Raw genomic sequence first — 16342 nt, forward strand, 5'->3', positions numbered from 1 at the left:
CAAAGCCCGCCTGACGGCGGGGGTAATCAGGAAGGCGTGATGGTTTTCTTGTGGTTGTGGTGAGCAGCAGCACTGTCGAAACAGGCGAGTCCTGCAGCGGAATAAGGCCGATAACAATGATGATCTGTGTGATCGATTGATGATCTGTGTGATCGATTGAACGCTTGGCCCCCGCTGCGCGAACTACAGAATGGCCAGGGCGGTAGCGCCCACTACAGGCCGGATATACGAATGCAACCGCGCTGACGACAGATGCAAAAGCAAAGCTTTGCTCACTACTTGTGGGGAGAGTCCATATACGTCTTGTTAGCCGGCTTATACACCCTAGAAACCGCTAAACCAAGGAAGTGTAGCCCTACCTTTATGACCTTCATACTCCGCTTCCCTTCTAAGCTGATTCCGGGAATAAAGCCAGCTGATCATCGCTGGGATTAATAATAAACTGAGCAGTAGTTGACGTGCATCTGCCGACTTTAATGCGATGACTGCAAATAAGTTAGCTAATGACACGGCAATTATTATGAAATTGTACTTGATATGTTTTCGCTTGGTTAAGGCAAAGCTTTCCCAGTCATAAATCAGCCAGTCATGGGAGAAAGCCTCGCATTTAGGGCACTTATGTGTCGGAGGAAGGCTGTCTGCAATATAACCACAACTAGGGCATCTAACTTTCATGGCTCTATCCTGATGCTATCGCTGTAGGCTAACGATTAAGCTAAGGGGCGGGCTTTAGCCCGTCCCAGTGAGCGCAGCGAGCGGTTTGAATGCTGTAATGGACTCTCCCCGCGCCACATTTCTATACCAAGAGCGGTGGTGACTGAAATTGGGAGTGTCGTGATGAAGCGAATAGCAGTTGATCTGGCCAAATCCGTTTACCAAGTTGCCGAGAGTGTCCGTTCTGGCCATGTGGTGCAGCGCAAGCGGCTGAACCGAGAGGCGTTTAGGCGACATATACAGGAGCAGGCCGAGCCGGTCGAGTGGGTGATGGAGGCCTGTTGGTCGGCGCGCCGACCTGATGTAACAGGGCCGGCAGCCGACGAGCACGGCAATCAGGCGCGCAGGGCGATTGGCGGAATCAGTAGCAGATGTTTCATCTCTATTTATGGACGCAGTACCAACTGGCTGCGGCTATTGGCTTTGATCGCCTCGGCATCCAGATGCATGGGCATATACGCGCCACGCATATAGCGTTCGGCCTGGTCCTTGTAGTGGTTGTCGAACAGCACACCGCTCTGGCCGACCGGGTTGATGCCCAGGGCTGTGCCGGCGTCGGCCAGGTCGATCAGGCGGCGAGTCGAGGGGCCGTAGACTACCGACCAGGGCGCGGGGCCGATCGGTTGCGACAGGTTGTTCGGCGTTTCGCGGCTGCCCGGCGCGGCGAAGGGGCCGACGTTGAACAGCTTATCCAGGGGCTTCTGCTGGCCCAGCGGGTGGCTGTGGGTGAGGGTGTGGGCGCTGCCCCAGGTCCATTGGGTCACGTCGTCACCCAGGGTGCTGCGCAGGTGGGCGAGGCTGGCTTGCCAGGCAGCCTTGACGGTATCGGCGCGGCTCTCCACGGCAGCGCTGCCGCGCTTGTCCCACCAGGGTGAGCTGGCATCGGCGGCCAGGCGCGGTAGGGCGCTGTCGAGTACGCGGGTTTGCAGCAGGTTGGCGAAGAAGGCCTCGCCAAGCTCGTCGGCCATGGCCTCAAAGGTCAGTTGATAGGCCAGCTGGTTGAACAGGGTGGCGGCCGTGGCGTCGAGGGTATGTTGGCCATCCCAGCTCAGCAGTTGCTCGATCAGGGCTTGCTCCTCTGGGTCAGCGCTTGCTGCGCGCAGGTCGGCGGCCAGCGGTGCAAGCAGGCGCTGCGGGTAGCCGGTGCCGGGCTCCAGTTGCAGCGCCTGGCTGTTGCTCAGATCCCATTTCACACTGTTGTCGCGCAGGCGCTGGTCCAGGCGCTGGCCGCGGTCGGCCAGGTTGTAGTAGCCGGGAATCGCCATGCCGGTCGGCGATACAGGCTGGTAGTTAGCCGAGACGATATAGCCGCGCGCCGGGTTTTCTTCTTGCGGGTTGGCACTGAAGGGGAAGTAGCCGTCCTTCTCCGCCTCGCCACTGGCACCGTCGAGGATAAAGCTCGGGTTGACCCCTGCCGGACGGCGCGGCAGTTTCGCCGCCGCCCACCAGCCGATATCGCCCGTGGCATTGGCCCACACCACGTTCAGCCCCGGTGCCTCGATATGCTCGGCGGCGGCGCGGGCCTGTTCCAGGCTGGCGGCGCGGTTGAGCTGGTAGAAGCCATCGAGGATCGGATTGTCGGTTTCCAGAAACGCCCACCACATGGCGATCGGCGTGCTGCCGACAGTCTCGCCCAAGGCGCTGTTGATGATCGGGCCATGGGGCGAGCTGCGAATGGTCAGGCTGACCGGTTCGGCATCCTTGACCCTGATCTGTTCTTCACGGCTTTGCAGCTCGACCCACTGGCCGCGGTACCAGACCTGGTTGGGGTTGGCCGGGTTGGTTGTCTCGGCGATCAGGTCCAGATCGTCGTTCTGGAACATGGTAATGCTCCAGGCGAACGCCTTGTTATGCCCCAGCGATGCCACCGGGTTGAGCGCCTGGTGATGGCCGTACAGGCTGAAACCGGGGTAGCTGAGGTTGGCTTCGTACCACACCGACGGCACGGCGAAGCGAATATGCGGGTCGCCGGCCAGCAGCGGTTTGCCGCTGGCGGTGCGGCTGCCAGCCACTGCCCAGGCGTTGCTGCCTTCGAACTGCGGCAGGCCGGCGTTGAGCAGCGCGGCGTGGCTCAACTCGGCGATGGTATTGAGGTCCTGCCAGTCGCCGGCGGCGAGGTGCTGGCCGACCACGCCCTGGGGGTGCCAGTCGAGGTCGAAGGCCTTGAGGTAGTCGGCCCCCAGCTGGTCGCGGATATGCGTCAGCACCGGCTCGGTACGAAACGCCGCGGCAAAGCTGTAAGCCATATAGCCGGCAATGCTGATGGTGTCGGCCGCGGTGAAGGGGCGCTTTTCGATACCCAGTACATCGAACTCCAGCGGTGCCGGGCGGCTGGCCTGGTACTGGTTGATGCCGTCCAGGTAGGCCTGCAGCGCCTGGCTCGCCGGAGTGGTCATGTCCATCTTCGCGGCGTAGCGATCGGCATGCTCGCGAAGGCCCAGGGTGCGGAACAGGCGGTCGGTGTCGACCAGCTTGCTGCCGAGAATCTCCGCCAGCTCGCCACGGGCCAGACGCCGCAGAATTTCCATCTGGAACAGCCGGTCCTGCGCGTGCACATAACCCAGCGCACGGTACATATCGGCTTCATTTTGCGCCTGAATATGCGGCACGCCGCGCTCGTCGTAATCCACCGTGACCGGCGCTTGCAGTGAACTCAGGCTCAGCTCGCCCGCCCGCTGCGGCTGCTTGCTGTCGAGGTACCAGTAAGCACCGGCGGCAGAGGCGGCAACTATTACGGCAAGGGCGGTCAGGGTGCGTTTCATGGGTGTTCCTTGTTATAGGTTTTAGCAGCGCGGCCATTGTGCGGACGGATTGCGGCGTCGGCATTGACCAGATACAGCAAGGATGAAAGTCTTTGGTCAATCAAAGAGGGCTGTATGAATAACGACCCGCATAACAGCATCGCCAGTGCGTTGACCCATTCCTCCACTCTGCGCCGCCTACTCTACGAGGCACTGGCAGAACTAGGGCTCGACCCGACGGACACCTATCGCCAGGCTTACCAAGGCGTGCTGCTGGCACCGCCGCTGCTCAATGCCCGCGAGGACCACGACAACGCCCCGCGCTTCTGGCAGGCGCTGGAAGGTATCAGTGGTGATGCTGATATTGGCTTGCACCTGGGCGAAACCATGCAGCCACGACCGATGGATGTGGTCGGTTACCTGCTGCTGGCCAGCCGTGATATGGGTCAGGCGTTGGAGTGCTTCGTGCGCTTTCAGCACATCCTGTCCGGCGGCTTTGCGGCGCGCCTGGAGCTGGAGGGCGAACAGGCACGGCTGATTTTCGACCTTAATTACCGCGGTGTCGGTTCGTTGCGTCAGCAGATGGAGTGCCTGGCGCTGCTGTTGCAGAAGATGCTCGCAAGCATCAACAACGACGGCCGCTTTCACCTGTCAGGGCTTGAGTTCCGTCATCCCGCACCGCGCCGGCTGAGTGAGCATCGGCGGCTGTTCGGCCTGCTGCCGCGCTTTTCCCAGGCGCATGACGCGCTGCTTTTCCCCCGCGCCTGGCTGACCCGGCCCTCACGCAGCGCCAACCCGCGGCTGTTCGCGGTGCTGTGGGCGCAGGCGGAAGTGGAGCTGGCGGAGCTGGAGGAAAACCAGCTGCTCAACCGCGTGCGCTACTGGCTGGAGGTCAACCTGGGCGTACAGCTGTGTGATCTGCCGCGTTGCGCCAAGGCCCTGGGTTATAGCGTCGGCAGCCTGCAACGGGCGCTGGCCGAGCAGCAGCAGAGCTTTCGTCAACTCCACGATGAAGTGCGCCGCCTGCGCGCTCAGACCCTGCTCGACAGCGGCCTTGCCATTCGCGAGGTGGCGCGGGCCTGCGGCTTTGCCGAGTTGTCACCGTTCTACCGCGCCTTCAAACGCTGGCAGGGGGCGACGCCACTCGGTTACCGCGCTAGTTGCTGACGCGGAAGCGCTGACTCAGGCGGCTCAACCGCTCGGCCAGCTTGCTGAGTTGCTGGCCTTCGCTGCTGAGTTCCTGGGCGTCGTTGAGGTTCTGCTCCGCCACTTGCTGCACGCTGATCAGGTGCTGGCTGACTTCTGCGCTGACCGCTGCCTGTTGGTGGGTGGCGGCGGCAATCAGCTCATTCATTTGGGTAATAGCGCTGATGTCCTGCGCCACGGCGCTGAGCAGGTCGGCAGTGGCCTGGCTGTCCTGCACGCAACTGCGCACGCTGTTGCGGCTTTCCTGCATGGCCGAGGCCGCTTGGCGGCTGCCCTGCTGCAAGCTGCTGATGATCTGCTGAATCTCGGCGGTGGACTTGGCGGTCTTCTGCGCCAGGTTACGCACCTCATCAGCTACCACGGCAAAGCCGCGGCCCTGATCACCTGCGCGGGCGGCTTCAATGGCGGCATTGAGTGCCAACAGGTTGGTTTGCTCGGCGATAGAGCGGATCACTTCCAACACCTTGCCGATTTGTTCGGATTGAGTGGCCAGTGCTTGCACTTCGCTGTCGGTTACATCGATCTGCGTGGCCAACTTGCCGATTTCGCTGCGCACATGGTTGACCGAGCGGCTGCCTTCGGCGGCTTGCTGGTTGGCGGTTTGTGCTGCACTGGCTGCACCGTCGGCGTGCCCGGCAACTTCATCGATGGCACTGCTCATCTGCTGCATGGCAGAGCTCATGTAGACGATTTCCCCTTGCTGCTTGTCTGCGCCGGTACGCAGTTGGCCGGTGGCGTGCATCAGGCTGTCACCCATGCGTTGAAGGCCTTGGGTGTCTTTGATGACTTCACTGACCAGCTCGTCGAGGGTGCCGAGAAAGTGGTTAAAGCCTTGGCTAACTTTGCCCTGCGCGCTGCTGCGATAACTGAGGTCAACCTCATTATCGTTTTCAGTGAGTTTTTCGGCGGCTTGCATCAGCGCGGCGCTTTCGACGGCTTCGGAATGGGTCTGAATGGCCAGGTAGATCAGAATCGCGCTTTCCACCACGACATACAGCGCATGCAGGAAGACAATCGGCCAGCTGCCGTTCTGCAGTACCGTCACGTCAACACCGCGCGCTTGCAGCGCATAGAAACCCAGGTGATGCACGGCAATCACCAAGGCGGCCACCACAATCGGCAGCCAGTCGCGGTAATACACCAGGAATGCCAGCAGCACGAAGATGCCAAAGTGCATCTCCAGCATGCCGCCAGCCTGGTTGATATGCAGCGCCGACATCACCATAAATGCAGCGCCTATCGCACAACGCAGCAAGCGCGTGCCGGCAATCATCTGCTGCAGCAGGCTCATTACTGCCACTGTACCGCCACCCACCAGAAACGCTTGGCCCCAGTTGCCTTGCCAGGCGGCTAGGCCAAGTGAGTAGAGGAACATCAGCCAGAGCACTCCCAGCATGATGCGGTCTGCTTTACGGTAATGCTGTTCGAGGGGGGCGTGACTGCTAGGCATGACGGGAGACCCGAAGAATGATGTGTTAGTCCTGGTTGAGTATGGCAGTCATCCTTGGCAGTGCTGGGTAATACATGATCTATAAGTTATACAATTATTAAGGCTTGTACAATTTATGTTTAATATTTTTGGGTGGTGGTGAGGCGTGAGCAGGCCTCAGCTCAGTGACAGTATTGAACTGAAACAGCCGTTTTGCGCGGAATTGCCTTGGTACCGATGCTGGCTTCAGCATCGGCACTGGCTACGGATCAGTTGTTCTGCCAGTCGCAGAAACAGCCAATCGCCAAGGTGTTGCTGGCGTTGACCGGGCGGCCCTCTACCAGGGCGTCGAGAATGGGCTCGATAAAGCTGTTGCTGGAGGTGCAGGTGGCACCTTCGCTGTAGGGGCCGAAATAGGCCAGCTGGCCATTGTGGTCCCAGATCGCCACCGCAGGGCTGGCCGGGATCTGCGTGCTACCTGGCAGTGCCGTAAGTGCCTGCAAGCCGCTCAGGGTGCTGGGCAGCTGTCCTGTACTGCCGGGCTTTTGTACCGCATGGAAGGTCACACCCTGCGGGGCGAAGCGTTTGATCACTTCGGCCAGGTGTTGCTGGTTGCCAACATTGCACGGGCAGGCGGGGTCCCAGAAATGCACCAGACGGATCGGCCCGGGGCCGGCCAGCTCGTCAGGCAGGCGCAGTTGTTCACCGTAAAACAGCGCGGTTTGTTCGCTGAAGCTGCGTACGTAGCGCGCCTCATACCACCAATAGGCGGCGAGCATGGCGGCGGCCCAGAGCAGAATCAGCAGGCTGGCGAGTAGGGTCTTGCGCGTGGGTCGAGTCATGGGCAGCCTTTGGTAAACAGGTGCGCAGCTTGCCACGGCTGGCGCGACAGCTGAATATCCGTATCTTGATTGCATCGGCCTGGATGGCCTGTGATCGCCCCGCATGATTGATGGAAACCCTATGTCAGAGCCCTTTCAGCCGGATAACCTGATCGCCAGTCTGCGACCCTTGGCCGCAGCGGCGTCGCTTACCCCGGCCGAGCAGAGTTACCGGCGCTTCTATGGTTTTGCCGGCAATGGCGCAGCACACAGCCGCCTGGGCACTATCCAGGTGGGCGCATACCGGATTGCCCTGCAGGCCTGGTGGCCCGAGCAGCCGCGCGCCACCCTGGTGCTGCTGCACGGCTATTACGACCACAGCGCGCTGTACCGCCATGTGATCGACTGGGCCCTGGCGATGGGCTTCGCCGTGCTGACCTTCGATCTGCCCGGGCATGGTCTGTCCAGTGGCGCGCGGGCCAGTATCGACGACTTTGCCGAGTATCAGCTGGTGTTGCAGGCGGTGTTGGCCGAAGCGGCCGCCCTGGCGCTGCCGCAACCCTGGCATCTCTGTGGGCAGAGCACCGGCGGGGCGATCCTGATCGATTACCTGCTCAGCGGTCAGCCCGGCCCCGAGGTGGGCCAGACCATTCTGCTTGCGCCGCTGATCCGGCCGCGGGCCTGGGGCTGGTCGCGGCTCAGCTATCGGATGATGAAGCACTTCGTGCGGGAGATTCCGCGGCGGTTCAGCGCCAACTCCAATGACGCCGACTTTATCGACTTTATCCATAACCAGGACCCGCTGCAGCCGCGTTGCCTGCCGACTGCCTGGGTCGGGGCGTTGAGCCAGTGGGTGCCGCGTATCGAGTCGGCCGCGCGCAGCAGCCACAGCCCGCTGATTATCCAGGGCGAGGCGGATATGACGGTGGCCTGGCAGCACAACCTCGAGGTGTTGCAGGACAAGTTCGCCACGCCACAGATTCTGCGCCTGGACCAGGCGCGCCATCATCTGGCCAATGAGCTACCTGCCTTGCGCCAGCGCTATTTCGACTTTCTCACCGAGCGCCTGACCTGACCTAGGTTGGCGCTGAGCGCAGTAAAGCCCAACAGGGCGTGAGTGGCACAGCGCTCGACGATTGGCCGCCGCGCCTTGGTGTTTGTCTGTTCAGATCCCCTGCGGTGCCGGGGTCAGGCTGGCGCTGCTCTGGCCAACCGCCAGACCGCTGCGGATCGCGGCCAGGGCGGCCTGGTAGTAGCGCTTGCCGGCCTCTGACTGGGCAAAGCCGACAAACTCTTCCAGCTCCGGGTCGCTCAGTTCGCGGTAGACGTGCAGCAGGGTGTTATCCAGATCCGCACCTATCTGTTCCATCAGGCGCTGGCGCTGGCCATTGAGCATGGCCTGGGCGCTGTCGCCTCCGAGCAGGCCGGGGAGCATCTGGCTGAGGCTGTCGGCGGCCACTCCGGCCAGGGCCAGGCTGACTTCCGCGCCGGCTTCCCGGGCTGGCAGCGCCTGGGCCAGATGACGGATCAGCAGGCGGCGGGTGGCGCTGGCTTCACTGCGCGGCAAGCCGTTGGCATAGCGCGCCAGTTGGTCACTGCGGGTGGCGAGCAGTTCGGCATCGATGATCTTGCGGCCCAGGGGCGACTGGAAGAACTGCAGCGCCGTTGCGGGCTCGCCGATGTTGTCGCGCAGGCCCTGCTGGGCGCGCTGGTCGATGGCCTGGGGGGCGAAGCGCTGGTTGCTGTTGTTGACCAGGGCCTGGTACACCGCCGGCGGCAGGCTGCTGCGATAACGTTCCTGGGCGGCCTGCAGGGCGTCGCTGAAATGCATGCGCTGCTGCGGCCAGCCAGCGGCCTGGTACAGCTGCAGGTAATCGTCGGCGAGGGCGGGCAGGCTGAGTAGCAGGGTCAACAGCAATGAGGTGACGCGCATAAGGACTCCGTTCGGGAAGGCGGCTATTTTCGGTGGGCGGTGGGCGCTTGTCGAGGCACTGTCGGCGGCCTGCTAGAATCGCCGGCCTGCATAGGTGCAGGTACTCATTTCCTGGGGCAATAATTGACAACCCTGTCTGGCGACAACCTGAGTGCGTGCCTGGCACGCATCATCGACGACCTGGCCGCGCACGGCTGGTCGCTGCAACCCCTGTTCACACCCCCTACTCTGACCCTCGATCTGGCCGAAGAGTGCCGTAGACGCGCGGCCGCCGGTGCGCTGGTGCCGGCCAGTGTCGGCCGCGGCACGCTGGTGGTGGTCAGTGAAGGGGTGCGCGGCGATCGTATCCAGTGGCTGGAGGCCGGCCAGGACGCGGCCTGCGACCAATATCTGGCGATCATGGATGGGCTGCGTCAGGCGCTGAATCAGGACCTGTACCTGGGGCTGGAGGATTTCGAAAGCCACTTTGCCCTGTATCCGCCAGGGGCGTTCTACCTCAAGCACCTGGATCGCTTTCGCGATAACGACCGCCGCACGGTGTCGGCGGTGCTCTACCTCAATCAGGACTGGCAGACCGAACAGGGCGGTGCCCTGCGCCTGTATCTGGCGGATGGCGAGACCCGTGACGTATTGCCCCAGGCGGGCACTCTGCTGGTGTTTCTCTCAGCCGACATGCCCCATGAGGTGTTGCCGGCAACCCGCGAACGCCTGTCGCTGACCGGCTGGTTTCGCCGGCGCGGGGATGGCCTGTTCTAGGACGGTTGGCGTGGGCGATCAATGGCCCCAGATGCGCAGCTGCCCCTGCAGGTTGCTGATGTCGCGGATTTCCACCCGGCCCAGGGTGCTGGAGCCGGGCGCGCCGGCATCGCCGACGCCGATGTCGGCGGCGATGCGCATGCGGATGGTCAGTGGCGTGGTGATCAGGCCGTCGGCCAGTAGCTGATCGCTGGTGGTTTTCAAGTCGGGCAGGGCCATTTGCAGCTTCTGCGTGCCGCCCTGGTCGACCACGTCGACCTTCAGGGTTGGGGCGTTGACCAGGGTGCTGTTGAAGTAAAGCTTGGCGGGGCCGTAGGCGACGCTGACCGGGCAGTCGCCAGGGGCGGCGCAGCCGTTGTCGATCTGCAGGTTGCGCAACTGCAGGCTGCCACCGTCGTCTTCCCAGCTGATTTTCGTCGCCTCGGTTTTCAGGTCCAGGGTCAGGGTGATGCCGGCCTGACCGGCAATGGCGCTCAGTGACGAGTTGTCCAGGGCCTGCATTTCCCCGTGGGCCTGGCCGAGTGGCAGCAGACAGGTCAGCAGGGCCGGCAGCAGGGGCCGAGAAGTGACGGTGGGCATGATGCGTATCCCTCGCTGGATCAGTGATGGCACGCAGTCTGGTCGCGCGCGAGCTATGGCACCATTGGCCGGCGCGGCTTCCCGCCTTAGGATAGGTCGGTGGCTGGTGTGGGCCTGGACTGCGGTGTGAACGGCTTGGCAGTTTGGCCGCAGCTCCGGCCCTTTGGTTGGCCGGTAATGGCGCGGCAAGGGGCTGGGTGTTACCTGGGGTGACCCTGTCAGGAGAAGGTGTGATGCAGAAAATACTGGTAAGCCGCTGTCTGCTGGGCCAGCGCGTGCGCTATGACGGCGGTGCCCATGGCCCGTTTACTGTGCTGGAGCGCTGGCAGCAGGAAGGGCGCATTGTGCCGCTGTGCCCGGAAGTCGCCGGTGGCCTGCCGACCCCGCGCGCCCCGGCGGAAATTGCCGGCGGCCAGGGTGCGCAGGTGCTCGATGGGCATTTGCCGGTGCTGACCGTGGAGGGCGAGGATGTCACGGCGGCTTTTGTTGACGGCGCACAGCAGGCGCTGGCCCTGGTGGCGCAGCACGGCATTCGCCTGGCACTGCTCAAGGCACGTAGCCCCTCGTGTGGTAACCGGGAAAACTACGATGGCAGTTTCAGCGGCACCAGGGTCGCCGGTGAAGGGGTGACGGCTGCGGCTTTGCGCCGCGCCGGGGTACAGGTGTTTAGCGAGGAGGAGCTGCCGGCTGCGCAAGCGGCGTTGTGTGAGCTAGAAGAGCGGCCGCTGGCGTAGGATGGGGCGGGCGCGCAGCGATACCCACGCTGTTGGCTTACGCGGCGCGGAAGATTCGCGTCGTCTTTAGATAACCGCCAGGTGCCGCTAGCCCAGTCTACGTGTTGAGCAGGCCATATAAAAAAGGGAGGCCGAGGCCTCCCTTTTGCGTTGTCGCTGTACTTAGAACAGTACGCGGCTACGGATGGTCCCACGTACGTGTTGCAGCTTCTCCAGTGCCAGATCGGAGTAATCGGCGTCGACGTCGATCACCACGTAGCCCACTTTTTCGTTGGTCTGCAGGAACTGGCCGGAGATGTTGATGCCGTTTTCGGCAAACACGTTGTTGATCTCGCTCATCACCCCCGGGATGTTCTCGTGGATGTGCAGCAGACGGTGCTTGCCCGGGTGCGCCGGCAGGGCCACTTCAGGGAAGTTGACCGAGGACACGGAGGTGCCGTTGTCGCTGTACTTGACCAGTTTCTCGGCCACTTCCAGGCCGATGTTGGCCTGGGCTTCGGCGGTCGAACCACCGATGTGCGGCGTCAGGATCACGCGATCCAGGCCACGCAGCGGGCTTTCGAACTCTTCGTCGTTGGATTTCGGCTCGACCGGGAACACGTCGATGGCCGCGCCGATCAGGTGCTCGTCCTTGATCGCCTGGGCCAGGTGGTCCAGCTCGACCACGGTGCCGCGTGCGGCGTTGATCAGGATGCCGCCCTTCTTCATGGCGCGGATTTCTTTCTCGCCGATCATCCACTGGGTGGATGGCAGCTCAGGCACGTGCAGCGACACGATGTCGCACATGCCCAGCAGGTCGTGCAGCTTGGCGACTTGGGTAGCGTTGCCCAGCGGCAGTTTGGTCACGGTGTCGTAGAAGAACACCTGCATGCCCATGGCTTCGGCGAGTACCGAGAGCTGAGTGCCGATCGAACCGTAGCCGACAATACCCAGCTTCTTACCCCGGATTTCGAAGGAGTTGGCCGCCGATTTGATCCAGCCACCACGGTGGCAGGAGGCGTTCTTCTCGGGGATGCCGCGCAGTAGCAGGATGGCCTGAGCCAGTACCAGTTCGGCCACCGAGCGGGTATTCGAATAGGGGGCGTTGAACACGGCGATACCGCGCTCGCGGGCGGCGTCGAGGTCAACCTGGTTGGTGCCGATGCAGAAGCAACCGACGGCGACCAGGCGCTTGGCGCAGTCGAAGACTTCGGCGGTCAGCTGGGTGCGCGAGCGGATACCGATAAAGTGCGCGTCGGCGATCTTTTCTTTCAGCTCGTCGTCGGAGAGTGCGCCCTTGAGGTACTCGATGTTGGTGTAACCGGCCGCCTTCAGGGTATCCACTGCATTCTGGTGGACGCCTTCAAGAAGAAGGAACTTGATCTTGCTCTTGTCGAGAGAGGTCTTGCTCATCGGAGTACCTGTTGTCCCACAAATAGTGTCAGGGAAGGGTCAGCGGCGAGGGCTGACTGCGCCCGCAGATCGGCGCGGGGGCACGATTCACGGGGGGCGTATGCTAGCATACGAGCCCCGCGAAGCACCTACCCTGGCAGATGAAGCGTGCTCAGGGTGACCATGAATCGTTTGAGAGTTCCGTAGATGACCAATCCTGCGCTGATCGAAGAGCTGAAGACCCTGGTTGAGCCCGGCAAGGTGCTGACCGATGCCGATTCCCTCAACGCCTATGGCAAGGACTGGACCAAGCATTTCGCCCCGGCCCCCCTGGCGATCGTCTTCCCCAAGAGCATCGAGCAGGTGCAGGCCATTGTTCGTTGGGCCAATCAGCACAAGGTCGCGCTGGTGCCCTCCGGTGGCCGTACCGGCCTGTCCGCCGGCGCGGTGGCGGCCAATGGCGAAGTGGTCGTGGCCTTCGACTATATGAACCAGATTCTCGAGTTCAACGAATTTGACCGCACCGCCCGGTGTCAGCCGGGCGTGGTGACCAAGCAGCTGCAGATGTTCGCCGAGGACAAGGGCCTGTACTACCCGGTGGACTTCGCCTCGGCCGGTTCCAGCCAGATTGGTGGCAATATCGGCACCAATGCCGGCGGCATCAAGGTGATTCGCTACGGCATGACCCGCAACTGGGTGGCCGGGCTGAAGGTTGTAACTGGCACCGGCGAGCTGCTGGATCTGAACAAGGACCTGATCAAGAACGCCACCGGTTATGACATGCGTCAGCTGTTTATCGGTGCCGAAGGCACCCTGGGCTTCGTCGTTGAGGCCACCATGCGCCTGGACCGTGCGCCGAAGAACCTCACCGCGATGGTGCTCGGCACCCCGGACTTCGACTCGATCATGCCGGTGCTGCACGCCTTCCAGAACAAGCTGGACCTGACCGCCTTCGAGTTCTTCTCCGACAAGGCCCTGGCCAAGATCATGGCCCGTGGCGACGTGCCGGCGGCCTTCGAAACCGACTGCCCGTTCTATGCGCTGCTGGAATTCGAAGCCACCACCGAGGAAGTCGCCGAAGCGGCACTGGCCACCTTTGAGCATTGCGTCGAGCAGGGCTGGGTGCTCGATGGCGTGATGAGCCAGAGCGAGCAGCAGCTGCAGAACCTGTGGAAGCTGCGCGAGTACATCTCGGAGACCATCAGCCACTGGACGCCGTACAAGAACGATATCTCGGTCACCGTCTCGAAAGTGCCGGCGTTTCTGCACGACATCGACCGCATCGTCGGCGAACACTACCCGGATTTCGAAATCGTCTGGTTCGGCCATATCGGCGACGGCAACCTGCACCTGAATATCTTGAAGCCCGAGAACCTGTCCAAGGACGAGTTCTTCGCCAAGTGCGCCACCGTCAACAAGTGGGTGTTCGAGACCGTGCAGAAGTACAACGGCTCGATCAGTGCCGAACACGGCGTGGGCATGACCAAACGCGATTATCTGACCTACAGCCGCTCGGAAGCCGAGATTGGCTATATGAAGGCGATCAAGGCGGTATTCGACCCGAACGGCATCATGAACCCGGGCAAGATCTTCCCGCTCTGATTGATACCGACCCGATGTAGCCCGGATAAGCCCTGGCGCAATCCGGGGCAGCGCTTACCCGGATTGCGCTGCGCTTATCCAGGCTACGAGATTGTGTCTTGTGCCCCTTTGGTCGCAACGACTGCCTGCGCTGAAGCAGGCATGATCGCAGGGCGGGTGCAACCCGCCAGCTGACACACCGCAGCCTCCCACAAAGAGCCGCGCATCGCATTCCCATAAGGAGTTGCCCATGAGTTACCAGCATCAGTATGTCGATGGCACCCATATCCACTTCCCCATGGGCAAGGTGGTGTGCATCGGCCGTAATTACGCCGAGCATGCCAAGGAACTGAACAACCCGGTGCCGACCGAGCCGTTGCTGTTTATCAAGGCGGGCAGCTGTGTGGTGCCGCTGGACGACGGCTTTACTCTGGTCGAGGGTAAGGGGGACGTGCATTACGAGGCGGAAATCGCCGTGTTGATCGGCAAGCCGCTGTCGCGCACGCCGAATGCCGAGGAAGTACGCGACGCCATCTCCGGCTTCGCTCCCGCCCTGGACCTGACCCTGCGTGACCTGCAGGCCACGCTTAAAGCCAAGGGTTATCCCTGGGAAACGGCTAAATCCTTCGACGGTGCCTGTGTGCTGGCACCGTTCGTGCCCGGCGATGCAGTCGAAGACCTCACCGATATCGGCATTCGCCTGAGCATCAACGGCGAGCTGCGTCAGGACGGCAACAGCCGCGACATGCTCAACCCGATTCTGCCGATGATCCAGCACATCTGCGGCCACTTCAGCCTGCAGCCTGGCGATGTGATCCTCACCGGTACGCCGGTCGGTGTCGGCCCACTGCACAAGGGCGATGAGCTGGTGCTGGAGCTGGTTGGCCACAGCCGCTTCGCCAGTCGCGCGCTCTAACCACGCGCCTGAGTCGCCAGCGGGGTAAAGGGCACCTGGAGGTGTCCGCTGGCTGGCGGCTTAACAGAACCATAAGCGTTGCGCTCTAGTCTGATCGTCATCGTTCTATAGAGTAGTGTGCGATGCCTGGCCGGTTTTCTTCCTTGATGCGTCCGCGCTGGTGGGCGCTGTTGTTGCTGTTGGCTGTGATCCTGTTGGTGGGTTACCGGCACTGGGATGATCGACTGCATTTCTGGTTCAAACAGCAGCAGTCGAGCTCTGCCGAACAGCAGGCGAGTATCTGGCTGCCTGGCTATCGCGCGGTGCTGCAGGGTAAGCCGGTGCAGGGCCTGGAGGATGATGAGCTGTCCGGCCTGACCTACAGTGCCGCCAGCAATACCCTGTTCAGCGTGACGGGCAAGAACCCGCAGTTGGTCGAGCTGACGCTGGATGGTCAGGTGATCCGGCGCATCCATCTGCTTGGGTTTTCCAATCCAGAAGGGGTGGAAATGCTCAGCGATGGTCGCCTGGCGGTTATCGATGAGCGCAAGCGTACGTTGACCACCTTCAAGCTGGACGCTTTGACCCGCAGCCTAGAGTTTGCCGATCTGGCGTCTTTCGACCTGGGCTTTGCCACGGCCGGCAACAAGGGCTTCGAGGGCATCGCCTGGGATTCGCGCAACGAGCGCGTGCTGCTGGGCAAGGAGCGCGGCCCACTGGGGCTGTTCAGCCTGCCTTTCCCCGGTGAGGATGGCGCTGCGGGGGCATTGCAGCCGCTGCCAACCGGGCATCTGTTCCTGCGCGATATTTCCTCCCTTAGCTATGACGCCCGTACCGGTCACGCGCTGGTGCTGTCGGACGAATCGCGCCTGCTGCTGGAGGTGGATGCCCGCGGCGAGCCGGTCAGTTTTATCAGCCTGAGCGGCGGCTTCAACGGCTTGCACCGCGGGATCAAGCAGGCGGAAGGGGTGACCATGGATGCGGAGGGCAATATCTATATCGTCAGCGAACCCAACCTGTTTTATGTGCTTAGCAAGCTGCCCCCGGCGGACCTCCCCAAGGATGATTGATTTAAGTTTGGCTTAAGCGGCGATTAAGTCTGGATTCAGCTGTGCCCTCTACTCTGGCCCCATCACCTAACTGATTAGAGGGTTACCCCATGAAACGTTTAACTTTGGCTCTGCTGCTTGCTCCGCTGTTCTCCACTGCCGCCCTGGCGGCCGGCTATACCGGCCCCGGCGCTACGGCTCAGGTCACCAGTGTGGCGGCGGCGTTGAAAGCCAGTGACGACACCCCGGTGGCTTTGCAGGGGCAGATCGTCAAGCGTCTGCAGGACGAGCTCTATGAATTCAAGGACGCCAGCGGCACCATCAATGTAGAGATCGACGATGAAGATTGGCCGGCCCAGGCGATCTCCGAGAACGTTACGGTCAAGCTGGCCGGCGAAGTCGATCACGACCTGACCAGCCGCGAGATCGATGTGGACTCCCTCGAACTGGTCAAATAAGCCACGGCCCTGGTTACCCACGCCAGCCCGAAGCCCTGCTTCGGGCTGGCGTCGTTGTGTCACCTGTTACTGTTT

15 protein-coding genes and 1 pseudogene are annotated in these 16342 nt (G+C 62.2%); 9 read left to right on the top strand and 7 right to left on the bottom strand.

Annotation, left to right across the window (positions count from 1 at the left end; genetic code table 11):
- Positions 1-324: 324 nt before the first annotated feature.
- Positions 325-675 (bottom strand): hypothetical protein, encoded by a 351-nt coding sequence (locus tag WMW70_RS16075; protein ID WP_341438478.1) that lies wholly within the window; start codon positions 673-675, stop codon positions 325-327.
- Between the two features lie 162 nt (positions 676-837).
- On the opposite strand from WMW70_RS16075, the pseudogene WMW70_RS16080 reads away from it, so the two are divergent.
- Positions 838-1005: pseudogene (locus WMW70_RS16080) on the top strand (IS110 family transposase); the annotation flags it as partial.
- 95 nt (positions 1006-1100) lie between these two features.
- Here WMW70_RS16080 and WMW70_RS16085 read toward each other — a convergent pair.
- Positions 1101-3476, bottom strand: a complete 2376-nt coding sequence (locus tag WMW70_RS16085) for a penicillin acylase family protein (protein ID WP_341438479.1) — start codon at positions 3474-3476, stop codon at positions 1101-1103.
- A 114-nt stretch (positions 3477-3590) separates the two neighbouring features.
- Here WMW70_RS16085 and WMW70_RS16090 point away from each other — a divergent pair, with 114 nt between their 5' ends.
- On the top strand, positions 3591-4622 hold the full coding sequence (locus WMW70_RS16090) for an AraC family transcriptional regulator (protein WP_341438480.1): 1032 nt from the start codon (positions 3591-3593) through the stop codon (positions 4620-4622).
- On the opposite strand, the gene WMW70_RS16095 is transcribed toward WMW70_RS16090, so the two are convergent.
- Together WMW70_RS16095 and WMW70_RS16100 are read right to left on the bottom strand one after the other, a co-directional pair.
- Positions 4612-6111 (bottom strand): methyl-accepting chemotaxis protein, encoded by a 1500-nt coding sequence (locus WMW70_RS16095; RefSeq protein ID WP_341438481.1) that lies wholly within the window; start codon positions 6109-6111, stop codon positions 4612-4614. The genes WMW70_RS16090 and WMW70_RS16095 overlap by 11 nt on opposite strands.
- A gap of 248 nt (positions 6112-6359) precedes the next feature.
- On the bottom strand, positions 6360-6932 hold the full coding sequence (locus tag WMW70_RS16100; protein WP_341438482.1) for a DUF6436 domain-containing protein: 573 nt from the start codon (positions 6930-6932) through the stop codon (positions 6360-6362).
- Positions 6933-7053: 121 nt separating this feature from the next.
- Between WMW70_RS16100 and WMW70_RS16105 the strand changes: the two genes are divergently transcribed.
- The gene (locus tag WMW70_RS16105; protein WP_341438483.1) at positions 7054-7986 is read left to right on the top strand and encodes an alpha/beta hydrolase; all 933 of its coding nucleotides are present in this window, start codon (positions 7054-7056) and stop codon (positions 7984-7986) included.
- A 90-nt stretch (positions 7987-8076) separates the two neighbouring features.
- Here WMW70_RS16105 and WMW70_RS16110 read toward each other — a convergent pair whose 3' ends face one another.
- Positions 8077-8844 carry a hypothetical protein gene (locus WMW70_RS16110; protein ID WP_341438484.1) on the bottom strand — a complete coding sequence of 256 codons (768 nt, stop codon included), beginning with the start codon at positions 8842-8844 and terminating at the stop codon, positions 8077-8079.
- A 123-nt stretch (positions 8845-8967) separates the two neighbouring features.
- Between WMW70_RS16110 and WMW70_RS16115 the strand changes: the two genes are divergently transcribed.
- Positions 8968-9600 carry a 2OG-Fe(II) oxygenase gene (locus tag WMW70_RS16115; RefSeq protein WP_341438485.1) on the top strand — a complete coding sequence of 211 codons (633 nt, stop codon included), beginning with the start codon at positions 8968-8970 and terminating at the stop codon, positions 9598-9600.
- Positions 9601-9618: 18 nt separating this feature from the next.
- Here the strand turns inward: WMW70_RS16115 and WMW70_RS16120 are convergent, their stop codons facing one another.
- Positions 9619-10179: a DUF6160 family protein gene (locus WMW70_RS16120; protein WP_341438486.1), complete on the bottom strand. Its 561-nt coding sequence runs from the start codon at positions 10177-10179 to the stop codon at positions 9619-9621.
- Between the two features lie 233 nt (positions 10180-10412).
- On the opposite strand from WMW70_RS16120, the gene WMW70_RS16125 reads away from it, so the two are divergent.
- Positions 10413-10913 (top strand): DUF523 domain-containing protein, encoded by a 501-nt coding sequence (locus WMW70_RS16125; RefSeq protein ID WP_341438487.1) that lies wholly within the window; start codon positions 10413-10415, stop codon positions 10911-10913.
- 162 nt (positions 10914-11075) lie between these two features.
- Here the strand turns inward: WMW70_RS16125 and serA are convergent, their stop codons facing one another.
- Complete coding sequence (gene serA / locus WMW70_RS16130) at positions 11076-12305, bottom strand: phosphoglycerate dehydrogenase (RefSeq protein ID WP_341438488.1); 1230 nt, start codon at positions 12303-12305, stop codon at positions 11076-11078.
- A 186-nt stretch (positions 12306-12491) separates the two neighbouring features.
- Between serA and WMW70_RS16135 the strand changes: the two genes are divergently transcribed.
- The 4 genes from WMW70_RS16135 (at position 12492) to WMW70_RS16150 (ending at position 16267) form a co-directional block, all read left to right on the top strand.
- Complete coding sequence (locus WMW70_RS16135; protein WP_341438489.1) at positions 12492-13886, top strand: FAD-binding oxidoreductase; 1395 nt, start codon at positions 12492-12494, stop codon at positions 13884-13886.
- Between the two features lie 229 nt (positions 13887-14115).
- Positions 14116-14781 (top strand): fumarylacetoacetate hydrolase family protein, encoded by a 666-nt coding sequence (locus WMW70_RS16140; RefSeq protein WP_341438490.1) that lies wholly within the window; start codon positions 14116-14118, stop codon positions 14779-14781.
- A 122-nt stretch (positions 14782-14903) separates the two neighbouring features.
- Complete coding sequence (locus tag WMW70_RS16145; protein ID WP_445942155.1) at positions 14904-15830, top strand: SdiA-regulated domain-containing protein; 927 nt, start codon at positions 14904-14906, stop codon at positions 15828-15830.
- 89 nt (positions 15831-15919) lie between these two features.
- A complete protein-coding gene (locus WMW70_RS16150; protein ID WP_341438492.1) occupies positions 15920-16267 on the top strand; it encodes a NirD/YgiW/YdeI family stress tolerance protein in 348 nt (115 codons plus the stop codon).
- The last annotated feature ends 75 nt before the right edge of the window (positions 16268-16342 follow it).

The organism is Pseudomonas sp. XK-1, assembly GCF_038069885.1.
Taxonomy (GTDB): Bacteria; Pseudomonadota; Gammaproteobacteria; order Pseudomonadales; family Pseudomonadaceae; genus Aquipseudomonas.

What these genes read in the sequence shown, in the direction of transcription:
- WMW70_RS16075 (WP_341438478.1), bottom strand. Translation starts at nt 675, where the DNA reads ATGAAAGTTAGATGCCCTAGTTGTGGTTATATTGCAGACAGCCTTCCT.
- WMW70_RS16085 (WP_341438479.1), bottom strand. Translation starts at nt 3,476, where the DNA reads ATGAAACGCACCCTGACCGCCCTTGCCGTAATAGTTGCCGCCTCTGCC.
- WMW70_RS16090 (WP_341438480.1), top strand. Translation starts at nt 3,591, where the DNA reads ATGAATAACGACCCGCATAACAGCATCGCCAGTGCGTTGACCCATTCC.
- WMW70_RS16095 (WP_341438481.1), bottom strand. Translation starts at nt 6,111, where the DNA reads ATGCCTAGCAGTCACGCCCCCCTCGAACAGCATTACCGTAAAGCAGAC.
- WMW70_RS16100 (WP_341438482.1), bottom strand. Translation starts at nt 6,932, where the DNA reads ATGACTCGACCCACGCGCAAGACCCTACTCGCCAGCCTGCTGATTCTG.
- WMW70_RS16105 (WP_341438483.1), top strand. Translation starts at nt 7,054, where the DNA reads ATGTCAGAGCCCTTTCAGCCGGATAACCTGATCGCCAGTCTGCGACCC.
- WMW70_RS16110 (WP_341438484.1), bottom strand. Translation starts at nt 8,844, where the DNA reads ATGCGCGTCACCTCATTGCTGTTGACCCTGCTACTCAGCCTGCCCGCC.
- WMW70_RS16120 (WP_341438486.1), bottom strand. Translation starts at nt 10,179, where the DNA reads ATGCCCACCGTCACTTCTCGGCCCCTGCTGCCGGCCCTGCTGACCTGT.
- WMW70_RS16125 (WP_341438487.1), top strand. Translation starts at nt 10,413, where the DNA reads ATGCAGAAAATACTGGTAAGCCGCTGTCTGCTGGGCCAGCGCGTGCGC.
- serA (WP_341438488.1), bottom strand. Translation starts at nt 12,305, where the DNA reads ATGAGCAAGACCTCTCTCGACAAGAGCAAGATCAAGTTCCTTCTTCTT.
- WMW70_RS16135 (WP_341438489.1), top strand. Translation starts at nt 12,492, where the DNA reads ATGACCAATCCTGCGCTGATCGAAGAGCTGAAGACCCTGGTTGAGCCC.
- WMW70_RS16140 (WP_341438490.1), top strand. Translation starts at nt 14,116, where the DNA reads ATGAGTTACCAGCATCAGTATGTCGATGGCACCCATATCCACTTCCCC.
- WMW70_RS16145 (WP_445942155.1), top strand. Translation starts at nt 14,904, where the DNA reads ATGCCTGGCCGGTTTTCTTCCTTGATGCGTCCGCGCTGGTGGGCGCTG.
- WMW70_RS16150 (WP_341438492.1), top strand. Translation starts at nt 15,920, where the DNA reads ATGAAACGTTTAACTTTGGCTCTGCTGCTTGCTCCGCTGTTCTCCACT.